This window comes from Streptomyces sp. NPDC029139, assembly GCF_055564335.1.
Genome location: NZ_JBVHWN010000002.1, coordinates 523,919 through 537,116 on the forward strand (window position 1 = coordinate 523,919; position 13,198 = coordinate 537,116).

Here is a 13,198-nt window from a genome sequence, read left to right on the forward strand (position 1 = left end):
CGAAAGCGCCCACCACCGATGCCCGTCCGTCTTCGCCGCCGTCCCTCCCTGCCGCCCCGCGCCCGGATCGTCACCGCCCTGACGGCGACCGCGCTCGTCGGCGGCTCCCTCGTGGGACTGCTCCACCTCTCCACCGGCACCGGCTCCGGTGCCTCGGCGACCGAGACGCCGGCGGGGGTCGGCCACGCGCCGCGCACGGCGGGGGTCCCCGGGCCCGCGCCGCGGCAACCGGTCCGCACGCGGGACGTCGCCGTGACGCAGATCGTGGCGCACCCGGACGACGACCTGTACTTCATGAATCCGGACACCGCCCAGTCCATACGCTCGGGCGCCTCCCTCACCTCGGTCTATCTGACGTCGGGCGAGTCGGACGGCGTCAACGCCCGGGCGCGCGCCCCCCACCGCCCCGCGCCCGACAAGGCGGCGTTCGCCGAGGCCCGGCAGAACGGCATACGTGCCGCGTACGCGGAGATGGCCACCGGCAACCGCACCAGCCCCTGGGACCGGACCTCCGTCCCGACGGCCGGCGGTGGCCACGCCGAGCTGGACGTCCTGCGCGCCGAGCCGCAGATAGCCCTGGTCTGGCTGCAGCTGCGCGAGGCAGGCTCCATCACCGGCGACCGCCCGCACAGCCTGAACGGGCTGTGGAACGGCCGCGTGACCTCGCTCGAGTCCCTGCGTGCCGCCGGTACACCCGTCGCCACCGACTTCTCGTACACGAGGGAGCAGGTGATCGACACCCTCACCGGACTCCTCACGCGGTTCCGGCCCACCTTCGTCCGGATGCAGGACCCCACACCGGGCCGCAACCCGAAGACCGGGGCGTACAGCGACCACCAGGACCATCTGTACGGCGCCCGGTTCGCCCAGGCCGCCCTCGCGCGGTACGGGACCACCACCGGCCGGCCGCACTTCGCCGTCCAGAACTACCTCGGGTACCCCGTCGGAACGCTGCCGCGCACCCTCGACCCGGCGACCGCGGGCGACAAGCTGCACACCATGAAGACGTACGCCTGGGTCGACGAGGTCAACGACTGCGCCGACCCGGCCGGGTGCGGCGACCTCAAGGTGGCCGGCCGCCCCGGGGGATGGGGCTGGACCGAGAGCATCCGCTACGCCCGCGGCACCTCCACCTCCTGGGTGCAGCGGGACACCGCCGGCGGCCTGCTCGCCTTCTCGGTGCTCGACGGACGCCTCGCGGTGTGGCAGAGGCCCGCGGGCGGGAAGCAGCCCGCGGACACCGCCACCGACTGGCAGGGCCCGTTCCTGCTCCCGGGCGACGGCCTGGACAGCGGGGTGACCTCCGTACGCCTCCGCGACGGCCGGATCGCCGTGTTCGGCACCCGTACGACGCTCGGGGGCCCGGAGCGGGCGTACGGCCGTGAGGTCGTGACGACCGAGCAGTCCGCGCCCGGTGGCCCCTTCGGACCCTGGCGGTCGCTCGGCACGCCCGAGCGGAACGACGCCCGGGGCACCTCCGACATCAGCGCCCCCGCCGTGGCCGTGGACGGCACCGGCCGGACGACCGTGCTGCTGCGCGACAGCCGCCACCGGCTGACCGCGCGCGAGCGGGGCACCGACGGCGCGTGGGGGCCCTGGCGCTCGCTGGGCGGCGGGAGCCTGTACGGCGATCCGGTGGCCACGACGGACGGAGCGGGCCGGATCCACGCGTTCGCCGGGACGAGGAGCACCGTCCTCACCTGGACGCAGCAGCGACCCGGCGGGCCGCTGTCGGGACCGCAGCGGACCGGACTGCCGACGACGACGCTGGCGCTGAGCGCGAGCCCCTCCCCGGACGGGCGGGGCGTGCGGCTCTGGTTCCGCAAGCCGGCCTCCGGCGTCCTGCGCACGGCCGACCTCTCCGGCGGGACCCTGGTCTCCCCGGTGACCGAGCTGGCCGGCGGGGTCGCGGGGTTCGGCCCGGTGAGCGGAGGCCAGGGTCTGCTGGCGGTCCGTTCCCGTACGGGCGTCCTGGCGACGGCCCCGGCGGCGGGCGCGGGTGAGCGGCCGCTCTGGACGCTGGAGAAGTTCCTGTTCTCCGGCGCTCCCGGCGGGGTCGTGGACGGAGTGGCGGCGATGGGCCTGGACGGGAAGCTGCACTGGACGCCCGCCGTGCGATGAGTTACGGGCCCCGCCCCGGTCCTTCTCCGTGAAGGCGCGTGTCGGCGCGTGTCGGCGCGCGTGGGCCTGTAGGTCTCTTCGGACCCGCCCAGGCCCGTACCGGCAGCTCTGCCCCGGAGGAGATCATGGCCCCGCAGACCACGCTCGACCCCCGCTTCAGCGACCCGAAGGCCCACCCCGCCCCCTGGTCCGAGGCCACCGTCCGGCTCGCCGAGGCGGAGGTCTACTGGCTGACCACCGTCCGCCCGGAGGGCCGCCCGCATGTCACCCCACTGATCGCGGTCTGGTCGGAGGGGGCGCTGCACTTCTGCACCGGCCCCGAGGAGCGCAAGGCGCGCAATCTCGCGGAGAACCCGGAGGTGGTCCTCACCACCGGGTCCGCCTCGCTCGGCGAGGGGCTCGATCTGGTGGTCGAGGGTACGGCCGTTCGGGTGACGGACGAGGGGCGGCTCCATGCCCTGGCCAGGGCGTATGTGGAGAAGTACGGTCCGGCTTGGCGATTCGACGTGCGCGACGGCGCGTTCGTGGGCGACGGTGGGACCGCCCTGGTGTTCGCCGTGGCGCCCCGCACGGCGTTCGGTTTCGCCAAGGGCGACCCCTTCGGCCAGACCCGCTGGCGTTTCTGAGGAGACCCCCATGAACCTGACGCTCGAAGTCGTGCCCGTCCCCGTCACCGACCTGGACCGCGCGAAGGAGTTCTACGGCGAGAAGTGCGGCTTCAAGATCGACCTCGACGACGAGGTCGCGCCCGGGATGCGCATCATCCAGGCGACGCCGCCCGGCTCGCGCTGTTCGATCGCGATGCTCAGCGGGATGCCGACGATGCCCGGTACGAAGGAGATGACTCCGGGCACCCTGCACGGCCTCCAGCTCTGCGTCACCGACATCGAGGCGGCACGCGAGGAACTCGTCGAGCGGGGCGTGGAGGTCACGCCGATCCGGCACGTGGGCGCGACGGGCTGGGAGGAGGGCAAGGGCGAGACCTGGAACTCGTTCATGTCCTTCGAGGACCCCGACGGCAACGGCTGGGTGGTCCAGGAGGCGCCGTCGGAGCTGTCGGAACGCTGAGGTACGAGAAGGGGTACGAGGCGGCGGGGGCGGCCCGGCGGGAAGGCGCGGGGCGGCCCGGCACGTCGGCGCCGGGCGGGCGCTCCAGATCACCGGAGTTCACCCCGCCGGAGTTCACCCCGCCGGCGAGCGCACCACCGGCGTGAACTCCGCCCGGTAGTACCGCACCCGCTCGTCCTGCCCCGCGTACCGCATCCCGGCCGCCTCCATCACCCGCTGCGAGGCGACGTTCGCGAGATCGGCGTCGCCCTTCGCGCCGGCGACGCCCTGCTCCCGCGCCAGGTCGAGCAGGGCCCGCAGTGCCTCCGTGGCATACCCGAGCCCGCGCACCCCGGGGATCAGCCCGTATCCGACGGTCACGAACCGCTCGTCGTCCGGCGGCCCGTGGAACCCGATCCCGCCGACGGCCGCCCCGTCCGCCCGCCGCCGTATCTCGTACGCGCCGAACACACCCGGGTCCCCGTGCGCGGCCCACCCGTCCAGGAACCCGCGGGCCCCGGACACGTCCCCCTCGGCCGGATAGCCCGGTGCCCACCGGTCCTCCCGCGCGGGCGCCGCGGCGACGACGCGTTCGGCCTCGGCGACGGTGAGCGGATGCAGCAGCAGCCGCCCGGTGACGAACGAGGTGATCTCCATCGGGGCAGTGTCCGCCGCACCCGGGGGGCCGTCAACGCGATTGCGTGAAGCGCACCATGTTGCCGGCGGGGTCACGGAAGGCGCAGTCGCGGACGCCGTACGGCTGGTCCACCGGCTCCTGCAGCACCTCACCGCCCGCGGCGCGGATCTTCTCGAAGGCCCCGTCGACGTCGTCGCTGGCGAAGATGACGCCGCGCAGCAGGCCCTTGGCCAGCAGCTCCGCCATGGCCTCCTTGTCGGCGGGCGAGGCGTTCGGATCGGCGAGGGGCGGCTCGAGAACGATGTTCACATCGGGCTGGGAGGGGGCTCCGAGGGTGACCCAGCGCATGCCCTCGAACCCGACGTCGTTGCGCACCTCCAGGCCGAGAGCGTCCCGGTAGAAGGAGAGCGCCTTGTCGTGGTCGTCGACGGCGATGAAGCACTGCGAGAGCGTGATGTCCATGCGCTTCACGCTACGGGCGGGGCTCGCGCTTCGCTTCTCCGTTCCTGACCGGTCGCGTGTAGATCTTGGCGAAGCAGGCGGGGATGGCGGCGCCCTCGTCATGGTCGCGGGCTCGGTAGGCGCTGGGGCTCTCGCCGACCAGCTCGGTGAACCGGGAGCTGAACGACCCGAGCGAGGTACAGCCGACCTCGAAGCAGACCTCCGTGACCGACAGGTCCCCGCGCCGCAGCAGCGCCTTGGCCCGCTCGATGCGGCGCGTCATCAGGTAGCTGTACGGCGTCTCCCCGAAGGCCGCGCGGAAGCTGCGGGAGAAGTGCCCGGCCGACATGAGGGCGACGCGCGCGAGCGCCTCCACGTCGAGCGGCTGGGCGTACTCGCGGTCCATCAGGTCGCGGGCCCGGCGCAGCCGAACCAGATCCTCCAGCGTCGTCACCCGACCACCCTGCCACAGCCGCGGGGCCGGGCGGGCGGCCCGAGGGCGGCCCGGGGCGCGGGGGACGACTCCGGGCCGGTGGCTCACCGCCACCGGCCCGGATCGGTACGTCGGTCGGACTGCGCCCGCGACCTGCGGTTACAGCACAGGAAGGTTCTTGCGGAGCTCGAAGGCGGTGACCTCGGAGCGGTACTCCTCCCACTCCTGCTTCTTGTTGCGGAGGAAGAAGTCGAAGACGTGCTCGCCGAGCGTCTCCGCGACCAGCTCGCTCTTCTCCATCAGGGCGATCGCCTCGCCCAGGTTCTGCGGCAGCGGCTCGATGCCCATCGCGCGGCGCTCCGCGTCGCTCAGCGCCCAGACGTCGTCGTCCGCGCCGGCCGGGAGTTCGTAGCCCTCCTCGATGCCCTTGAGGCCCGCCGCGAGCAGGACGGCGTACGTCAGGTAGGGGTTGGCGCCGGAGTCGATGGAGCGGACCTCGACCCGCGACGAGCCCGTCTTGCCGGGCTTGTACATCGGGACGCGGATCAGCGCCGAGCGGTTGTTGTGGCCCCAGCAGATGTACGAGGGGGCCTCGCCGCCCGCGCCCGCGCTGCGGGCCGAGCCGCCCCAGATGCGCTTGTAGGAGTTGACCCACTGGTTGGTGACGGCCGAGATCTCGGCGGCGTGCTTGAGCAGGCCGGCGATGAAGGAACGTCCCACCTTGGAGAGCTGGTACTCCGCGCCCGACTCGTAGAACGCGTTGCGGTCGCCCTCGAAGAGGGAGAGGTGGGTGTGCATGCCCGAGCCCGGGTACTCCGAGAACGGCTTCGGCATGAAGGTCGCCTGCACGCCCTGCTCCAGCGCGACCTGCTTCATGACCAGGCGGAAGGTCATGATGTTGTCGGCCGTGGACAGCGCGTCCGCGTACCGCAGGTCGATCTCCTGCTGGCCCGGCGCGCCCTCGTGGTGGGAGAACTCCACCGAGATGCCCATCGACTCCAGCATGGTGATCGCCTGGCGGCGGAAGTCCATGCCCACGTTCTGCGGGGTGTGGTCGAAGTAGCCGGAGTTGTCGGCCGGGGTCGGCTTCGAGCCGTCCAGCGGCTTGTTCTTCAGCAGGAAGAACTCGATCTCGGGGTGGGTGTAGAAGGTGAAGCCCAGGTCCGAGGTCTTGGCGAGGATGCGCTTCAGGACGAAGCGCGGGTCCGCGAAGGACGGGGAGCCGTCCGGCATGAGGATGTCGCAGAACATCCGGGCCGTACCGGGGGCCTCGGCGCGCCAGGGCAGGATCTGGAAGGTGCCCGGATCCGGCTTGGCGATCATGTCCGATTCGTAGACGCGGGCGAAGCCCTCGATGGCGGAGCCGTCGAAGCCGATGCCCTCGTCGAAGGCCTGCTCCAGCTCGGCGGGGGCCACGGCCACCGACTTCAGGAAGCCGAGCACGTCGGTGAACCACAGCCGCACGAACCGGATGTCACGCTCCTCGAGCGTCCGGAGCACGAATTCCTGCTGCTTGTCCATATCCACACCCATCTTCGCTGGTCAGGCCGCCTGTTCCCACCGCCTTGGGCACATCGGGGGGCACCTGAGCATCCCACCACATGGTTTCGCGCACGTTGCACACCCATAGTGCCTGCTCGGGTGTGACACAGGTAACGGGGGACCGTCCGATTCCGTGCGTCTGTTCCCCTTCCGTTCCCCCCGCCTGTCCCCTCCCGGCGCTCCGGCCACTACGATCTCGCCCCATGGGGGGCACTCCACTCGTACGCCTGAACCGGCGCGCGCGTCCCATGGCACTGGCGAGTGCCGTGGCGACGCTCCTCGCCGCGCTCTTCGTCTGTCTGGGTGCCGGTGACACCGTCGCCCACGACGAGGCGGCGCAGGCGCACCACCAGCGGACGGCCGGCGGCGGCGAGTACGTCTGCCCGTACGACCGCGGCGACTGCTCGCTGTTCCCCTCGCTCAGCCCGGCGGTCCTCACCGCGCCGCCGCTCGACCCGCCGCCCCAGGCGGAGGGCCGCCTCCCGCGCCTCGAACCGTCGTACGACGCCGTCGGGGCGCCCCGCCACGGTGCGCGGCCCCGCGCGCCGGACCTGTACGTCCTTCAAGCTCTGCGGACATAGCCGGGGGCCGCTTCCGCCCGCCCCATGGCTCACGCCCCACGGCTCGTGCCCCCGCCACCCCACATTCGAGAAGGACGACATCACCATGGCCGCCAACCGCTCCGTCACCGCCGCCTCCCGCGCCCGAATAGAGGAGATGCGCCGCGCCGAGCAGGCCCGCGAGCGCCGCAACCGTTTCATCACCATCGGTGTCTCCGCCGTGGTCGTGCTGAGCCTCGTCGGCTTCGGCGGCTACGTGATGAACCAGCAGTCCGAGAAGAAGGAGCGCCAGGAGGCCGCCGCCAAGGCCCCCATCAAGGACGAGAAGTCCTGGGACGCCAAGAAGCTCGGACGCAACCATGTGAGCACCCCGGTCGCGTACGAGATGAAGCCCCCGGTCGGCGGTGACCATGACCAGGTCTGGCAGAACTGCGACGGCGACGTCTACACGTCGAAGATCGCCGAGATGAACGCCGTGCACTCGCTGGAGCACGGCGCGGTCTGGGTCACGTACAACAAGAAGGCCGCCGAGGCGGATGTGAAGAAGCTGGCCGAGAAGGTCGGCAAGACCCCGTACTCGCTGATGAGCCCGGTCGACGACCAGGCCGGCGCGATCATGCTGAGCGCCTGGGGCAAGCAGGTGACCGTGGACAGCGCGAGCGACCCGCGGATCGACGCCTTCTTCACCAAGTACGTGCAGGGTCCGCAGACCCCTGAGCCGGGCGCGGCCTGCACCGGTGGCGTCGGAGCCGCCCAGTGAAGCTGACCCGTACGCACGGGGCCTCGATCGCCGCCGTCGTCCTCGCGCTGCTCTTCGCGGGAGGCGCCGTCACGGTCGCCTCCGCGGAGCGGGACGAGGCGCCGGCCACCCCCGTGTCGGACTCGGCGGACGCGGGCTTCGCCCGGGACATGTCGGTCCACCACCAGCAGGCCGTGGAGATGTCGTTCGTCGTCCGGGACCGCACCCAGGACGAGGAGGTGCGCCGGCTGGCGTACGACATCGCCAACACCCAGGCCAACCAGCGCGGCATGATGCTGGGCTGGCTGAACCTGTGGGGTCTGCCGAAGGTCGTGTCGGGCACGGAGCCGATGGCCTGGATGGGCATGGACGGTCACGGTGACACCGGTCCCCTCGACGGTGCGCTGATGCCGGGCATGGCCACGAAGACCGAGATGGACCGGCTGCGGAAGGCCGAGGGCAAGGAGGCCGAGATCCTCTACCTCCAGCTGATGACCGACCACCACAAGGGCGGCGTCCACATGGCCCAGGGCTGTGTGGACAAGTGCTCCGTGGAGGTCGAGCGGAACCTCGCGCAGGGCATGGTCGACGCCCAGGAGTCCGAGATCGCCCTGATGGCGGATCTGCTGAAGGCGCGGGGCGCGAAGCCGCGCGCCTGACGGACGGTGACGGAGCGGTCCGCCGTCGGCGGCGGATCGGCCCTCCGACAGCGGCGGAACGGCCCGCTCCGGCCCCCGTGACCCCAGCGGTCGCGGGGGCCACGGCGTGCGCGCAGAATGGGTGACGCTCGGGGACGTACGTACGACGACGTCGACGTTCTACGGAGGACGTACCTCATGACCACCGCGAAGGACATCATGCACACCGGGGCGAAGTGGATCCCCCGGCACGAAACGCTCGACCGCGCGGCGCAGCTGATGCGTGACCTCAACGTGGGCGCGCTCCCCATCGCCGACGAGAACGAGCGGCTGTGCGGCATCATCACGGACCGCGACATCGTGGTCGGCTGTGTCGCCATGGGTCACGACCCGTCGAAGATCACCTGCGGCGAGATGGCGCAGGGCACCCCGCGCTGGATCGACGCGAACTCCGATGTGAGCGAGGTCCTCGACGAGATGACGGGCCACCAGATCAAGCGCCTTCCGGTGATCGAGAACAAGCGTCTGGTCGGCATGATCAGCGAGGCCGATCTGGCGCAGCACCTGGACGACGAGCAGATCAAGGCGTTCTGTACGAGCGTCTACGCCACGTCCTGATCGCGCACCGCCCGCGCCACGGCGTCCGGGCGGTCCCACATCATCAGATGGCCCGACGGTTCGACCGCCTCGTAGTGGGCGTCGAGCCGCCGGGCCAGTGCGCGTTGGCGGCGGGCCCAGCGGGCCGATCCGTCCGGGGCCGCCAGGACGGTGACCGGCAGTCCCGGCGGCAGGGGGAACCGTGCGCGCAGGGCGAGGAGTTCGGCCGCGACGGCGCGGTAGTGGGTGTTCTCCAGGAGGGCGCCCCGCATCACCCGCGAGGTGCCGTACACGCGGCGGACGAGGGCGGCGGGCGCCGGGTCGCCGCCCGTCGCGCGGGAGAGCCGCACGGTGGCGCGACGGACGGCCGGTCCGGCGCAGGCCGGGGCTCCGGCGGCGGCGAGCAGGGCGCCCAGGGCGCGGGCGGCGGCGGTCCGCAGGGCCGGGGCGCGCGGTGTACGGGCGTGCTCCTCGACGGAGGAGTCGACGAGCAGGACTCCGGCGGCGCGGTCGGGGTGGAGCCGGGCGAAGGCCTCGGCGTGGAACCCGGCGATCGAGTGGCCGACGACGGTGGCGGGTCCCGGCAGGGACAGCGCGTCGAGGAGACCGGCGATCCGGTGGGCCTCGCCGGCGGCGCTGGGCGGGACGGCGGCCGGGGCGGAGAGCCCGTGGCCGGGGCGGTCGAAGCGGACGACCGTGCGGTGCGGCGCGAGCAGCGGCACGACGGCGTCCCAGTCGAACCAGCTCATGCCGAGGCCGGCGCTGAGCACGCAGACGGGTCCGGCGCCCTCGACGACGACGTGGTGGGCCACGCCTCCGACCCGTACGAACCCGCTCAAGCTCTCTCCCTGGCCGCGGAGACGGCGAACACTCCGAGCCAGACTGCCACGAGCAGGATCTGCAGCCGCTGTCCGGCCCCCAGCGAGAACGTGCCCCGGCCCGCCTCGAAGGCGGCGACGGCGGCCAGGGTCCAGACGGTGGCGAGGAGTTCGAGGGCGACGAGCCAGGGGCCGGCGCGGGCGAGGGGCCGCCAGATTCCGTAGCGGCGGGCGGCGAGCGTCAGCGCGACCATGGCGGCCAGGGCGCCGGCCATGGCGAGGGTGGAACTGACGGCGTGCGCGGCGTGGGTGGCGGGGACGAGCCCGGCGGTCTCGCGCGCGGCGCACTCCGGGTCGGCGGTGGGCGCGCAGCTGAGCGGCAACCGGGAGTCGACGGCGGTGGCGGCGCCGAAGAGCGCGAGGGCGAACAGCCCGGCGAGGACCCAGGGCCGGCGACCGGCCACGGAACTGGGACGGTGATGGGTCGGGGAGCCGGGACGGTGACCGGCCTCGGACCCGGGACGGTGACCGGTCACGGCTGCGGGCACACGGCCCGGCGGCAGCAGGGCGGCGAGGGCGCCCGCGAGAACCAGCAGGCCCGCGACCAGGTCCGTCGCGCGGAACAGGCCGCCCAGCGGCTGGTCCGCGGCGGCGAGTTCGGAGACGTACGTCCGGACCGGGTCGAGACCGGTGCGGACGACGACTTCGAGGACCCAGGCGGTGTACGCGAGGGCGCCGAGGAACAGCAGGAGGGCGGCGACCTGGCGCGTACGGCTCGTGGACATGGTGGTACGAGATGCTAAGGCGGCGCCTCCTCTCCCGGGCGGTTGGGGTGCACCCGGCGAGCCCCTGATGATCACGAACACATATCGTCCACAAAACCCCTGGCTTCTCCATGATCGGCTGGCTTACGGTCGGGCTTTCAGCCAGCGCGAAGGACGCCGCATGACCATGCCCACGAACACCCCCGGCCCGAACTCCTTCGGGCCGCCGCCCGCCATGCCGGGCATGCCGCCGCCGTTCCCGCCGCAGCCCCGTAACGGGCTCGGGGTGGCGGCGCTGGTCATCGGCATCGTGGGCGTGCTCATCGCACTCGTGTGGTTCATGTTCTGGCTCGGCGCCATCCTGGGTGTGCTGGCCCTCATCTTCGGCGTCATCGGCATCGGCAAGGCCGGCAAGGGCGAGGCGACCAACAAGGGCTCCGCCGTGACCGGCGTCGTCACCGGCGCGCTCGCCATCGTCATCTCGATCGTCTGGGTCGTCGTCCTCGCCACGGCGGTGAAGGACGTCGCCGACGAGAAGGAGAGCGAGAAGCTGAAGGACGTCACCACCGCCCCCGCCGCCCCCGGCAGCGACCCCTCCGACCCGGCCGAGCCCACCGAGACCGCCCCGGCGGCGCTCGCGTTCGGCCAGAGCCACACCTACCCGGACGGGGTCAAGGTCACCGTCTCCAAGCCGCGCGCCTACAAGCCCGACCAGTTCGCCGCCGGGCACGCGAAGGGCAACAGCGCGTTCCAGGTGACGGTCACGATCGTCAACGGCAGCAAGAAGGCCCTGGACGTCACCACCGCCCTGCCGGACGCGAGCGACGCGGAGGGCGCACCGGCCGACGCGGTCTTCGACGGCAGCGACGCGACCGAGATGTTCCAGGGGACGGTGCTCCCGGGCAAGCAGGCCAAGAGCGACTTCGCCTTCTCCCTGCCCGCCGGCGCCGACCACGAGATGCAGCTGGAGATGGCGCCGAAGATCCTGGAGTACGACGACGTGATCTGGACCGGGAAGACCAAGTAGCGCGACCCGGGGGCATCAGGTCTCGGTCCCCAGGACATAGCGTCGGTCTGACGATTACACTGGGCGCGTGCCTCAACTACGCCTCGCTCTGAATCAGATCGACTCGACCGTCGGCGATCTCGCCGGGAACGCCGAGGCGATCGTCCACTGGACCCGGCACTCCGCCGAGCAGGGCGCGCATCTGGTCGCGTTCCCCGAGATGGTGCTGACCGGCTACCCCGTCGAGGATCTCGCGCTGCGCTCCTCCTTCGTCGAGGCGTCCCGGGCCGCCCTGCGGGCGCTCGCCCGGCGCCTCGACGCCGAGGGCTTCGGGGAGCTGCCCGTGATCGTCGGCTACCTCGACCGTTCGGAGCGGGCCGAGCCCCGGCTCGGCCGCCCCGCCGGATCCCCGGAGAACGCCGCCGCCGTGCTGCACCGCGGCGAGGTGGCCCTGCGCTTCGCCAAGCACCACCTGCCCAACTACGGCGTCTTCGACGAGTTCCGTTACTTCGTCCAGGGCGACACCATGCCCGTCGTCCGGGTCCATGGCGTCGACGTGGCCCTCGCGATCTGCGAGGACCTGTGGCAGGAGGGCGGTCGGGTCCCGGCCGCCCGCAGCGCCGGAGCCGGGCTGCTCGTGTCGATCAACGCCTCGCCGTACGAGCAGAACAAGGACGACACCCGGCTCGAACTGGTCCGCAAGCGCGCCCAGGAGGCGGGCTGCACCACCGCCTATCTCGCGATGATCGGCGGCCAGGACGAGCTGGTCTTCGACGGCGACTCGATCGTCGTCGACGCGAACGGGGACGTCATCGCCCGGGCCCCGCAGTTCTCCGAGGGCAGTGTGCTCCTCGACCTGGACCTGCCGGCCGCCTCCCCCGACGCGCCCACGGGCCTGGTCGACGACGGGCTGCGCATCGACCGGGTGATCCTCTCCGAGGAGCCGCTGCCGGCCTACGAACCGGAGCTCACCGGCGGGTACGCGGACCGGCTCGAGGACGACGAGGAGGTGTATTCGGCGCTGGTCGTGGGCCTGCGCGCGTACGTCGCCAAGAACGGCTTCCGCTCGGTCCTCATCGGTCTGTCCGGCGGCATCGACTCGGCCCTCGTCGCCTCGATCGCCTGCGACGCGGTGGGGGCGCACCACGTGTACGGCGTCTCGATGCCGTCCAAGTACTCCTCGGACCACTCGCGCGGCGACGCCGCCGAGCTGGCCCGCCGTACCGGCCTCCACTTCCGCACGGTGTCGATCGAGCCGATGTTCGACGCGTACATGGGCTCGCTCGGGCTCACGGGTCTGGCGGAGGAGAACCTGCAGTCCCGGCTGCGCGGCACGATGCTGATGGCGATCTCCAACCAGGAGGGGCACCTCGTCCTCGCGCCCGGCAACAAGTCCGAGCTGGCGGTGGGCTACTCGACGCTGTACGGCGACTCGGTCGGCGCGTACGGGCCCATCAAGGACGTCTACAAGTCGACCGTCTTCCGGCTCGCGCGCTGGCGCAACCGGGCGGCCGAGGAGCGCGGCCAGACCCCGCCGATCCCGGAGAGCTCGATCTCCAAGCCGCCGAGCGCGGAGCTGCGCCCGGGTCAGGTGGACACCGACTCGCTGCCGGACTACGACGTCCTGGACCGGCTTCTGGCGCTGTACGTCGACCGCGACCAGGGCAAGGACGCCGTCGTGGCGGCCGGTTTCGACGAGGAGCTGGTGACCCGGACGCTGCGGATGGTGGACCTGGCGGAGTACAAGCGGCGCCAGTACCCGCCGGGCACCAAGATCTCGGCGAAGGGCTTCGGCAAGGACCGCCGCCTGCCGATCACGAACCGCTGGCGGGAGGCCCCGGCCCCCTGACGCGTC

The 13,198-nt window shown here is 72.3% G+C and carries 15 protein-coding genes; 9 read left to right on the forward strand and 6 right to left on the reverse strand.

Annotation, left to right across the window (positions count from 1 at the left end; genetic code table 11):
• Positions 1–18 precede the first annotated feature (18 nt).
• From ACZ4VW_RS06480 to ACZ4VW_RS06490, 3 genes are all read left to right on the forward strand, one after another.
• Entirely contained in the window at positions 19–2,121 is a 2,103-nt protein-coding gene (locus ACZ4VW_RS06480) for a PIG-L family deacetylase (protein WP_467959035.1), read from the forward strand.
• Positions 2,122–2,246: 125 nt separating this feature from the next.
• Entirely contained in the window at positions 2,247–2,747 is a 501-nt protein-coding gene (locus ACZ4VW_RS06485; protein ID WP_467959037.1) for a pyridoxamine 5'-phosphate oxidase family protein, read from the forward strand.
• Between the two features lie 10 nt (positions 2,748–2,757).
• Positions 2,758–3,189, forward strand: a complete 432-nt coding sequence (locus ACZ4VW_RS06490; protein WP_467959039.1) for a VOC family protein — start codon at positions 2,758–2,760, stop codon at positions 3,187–3,189.
• Positions 3,190–3,303: 114 nt separating this feature from the next.
• Here ACZ4VW_RS06490 and ACZ4VW_RS06495 read toward each other — a convergent pair whose 3' ends face one another.
• The 4 genes from ACZ4VW_RS06495 to ACZ4VW_RS06510 form a co-directional block, all read right to left on the reverse strand.
• On the reverse strand, positions 3,304–3,825 hold the full coding sequence (locus ACZ4VW_RS06495; RefSeq protein WP_467959041.1) for a GNAT family N-acetyltransferase: 522 nt from the start codon (positions 3,823–3,825) through the stop codon (positions 3,304–3,306).
• A gap of 31 nt (positions 3,826–3,856) precedes the next feature.
• On the reverse strand, positions 3,857–4,267 hold the full coding sequence (locus ACZ4VW_RS06500) for a VOC family protein (RefSeq protein ID WP_467959043.1): 411 nt from the start codon (positions 4,265–4,267) through the stop codon (positions 3,857–3,859).
• A 10-nt stretch (positions 4,268–4,277) separates the two neighbouring features.
• The gene (locus ACZ4VW_RS06505; RefSeq protein ID WP_467959592.1) at positions 4,278–4,652 is read right to left on the reverse strand and encodes a helix-turn-helix transcriptional regulator; all 375 of its coding nucleotides are present in this window, start codon (positions 4,650–4,652) and stop codon (positions 4,278–4,280) included.
• A 186-nt stretch (positions 4,653–4,838) separates the two neighbouring features.
• Positions 4,839–6,200, reverse strand: a complete 1,362-nt coding sequence (locus tag ACZ4VW_RS06510; protein ID WP_467959045.1) for a glutamine synthetase family protein — start codon at positions 6,198–6,200, stop codon at positions 4,839–4,841.
• A 224-nt stretch (positions 6,201–6,424) separates the two neighbouring features.
• Here ACZ4VW_RS06510 and ACZ4VW_RS06515 point away from each other — a divergent pair, with 224 nt between their 5' ends.
• The 4 genes from ACZ4VW_RS06515 (at position 6,425) to ACZ4VW_RS06530 (ending at position 8,776) form a co-directional block, all read left to right on the forward strand.
• Complete coding sequence (locus ACZ4VW_RS06515) at positions 6,425–6,802, forward strand: hypothetical protein (RefSeq protein ID WP_467959055.1); 378 nt, start codon at positions 6,425–6,427, stop codon at positions 6,800–6,802.
• A gap of 85 nt (positions 6,803–6,887) precedes the next feature.
• Positions 6,888–7,541: a DUF3105 domain-containing protein gene (locus ACZ4VW_RS06520; protein WP_467959057.1), complete on the forward strand. Its 654-nt coding sequence runs from the start codon at positions 6,888–6,890 to the stop codon at positions 7,539–7,541.
• 2 nt (positions 7,542–7,543) lie between these two features.
• On the forward strand, positions 7,544–8,179 hold the full coding sequence (locus ACZ4VW_RS06525; protein WP_467959594.1) for a DUF305 domain-containing protein: 636 nt from the start codon (positions 7,544–7,546) through the stop codon (positions 8,177–8,179).
• Between the two features lie 177 nt (positions 8,180–8,356).
• Positions 8,357–8,776: a CBS domain-containing protein gene (locus ACZ4VW_RS06530; RefSeq protein ID WP_467959059.1), complete on the forward strand. Its 420-nt coding sequence runs from the start codon at positions 8,357–8,359 to the stop codon at positions 8,774–8,776.
• Here ACZ4VW_RS06530 and ACZ4VW_RS06535 read toward each other — a convergent pair.
• Complete coding sequence (locus ACZ4VW_RS06535; protein WP_467959061.1) at positions 8,761–9,594, reverse strand: alpha/beta fold hydrolase; 834 nt, start codon at positions 9,592–9,594, stop codon at positions 8,761–8,763. The two genes, ACZ4VW_RS06530 and ACZ4VW_RS06535, sit on opposite strands and share 16 nt — an antisense overlap.
• Positions 9,591–10,358 carry a DUF998 domain-containing protein gene (locus ACZ4VW_RS06540; protein WP_467959063.1) on the reverse strand — a complete coding sequence of 256 codons (768 nt, stop codon included), beginning with the start codon at positions 10,356–10,358 and terminating at the stop codon, positions 9,591–9,593. Before ACZ4VW_RS06540 ends, ACZ4VW_RS06535 begins: the two co-directional genes overlap by 4 nt.
• A gap of 160 nt (positions 10,359–10,518) precedes the next feature.
• Between ACZ4VW_RS06540 and ACZ4VW_RS06545 the strand changes: the two genes are divergently transcribed.
• Positions 10,519–11,364, forward strand: coding sequence for a DUF4190 domain-containing protein (locus tag ACZ4VW_RS06545; protein WP_467959065.1), 846 nt, complete (start codon positions 10,519–10,521; stop codon positions 11,362–11,364).
• A gap of 67 nt (positions 11,365–11,431) precedes the next feature.
• Positions 11,432–13,192: an NAD+ synthase gene (locus ACZ4VW_RS06550; RefSeq protein ID WP_467959067.1), complete on the forward strand. Its 1,761-nt coding sequence runs from the start codon at positions 11,432–11,434 to the stop codon at positions 13,190–13,192.
• The last annotated feature ends 6 nt before the right edge of the window (positions 13,193–13,198 follow it).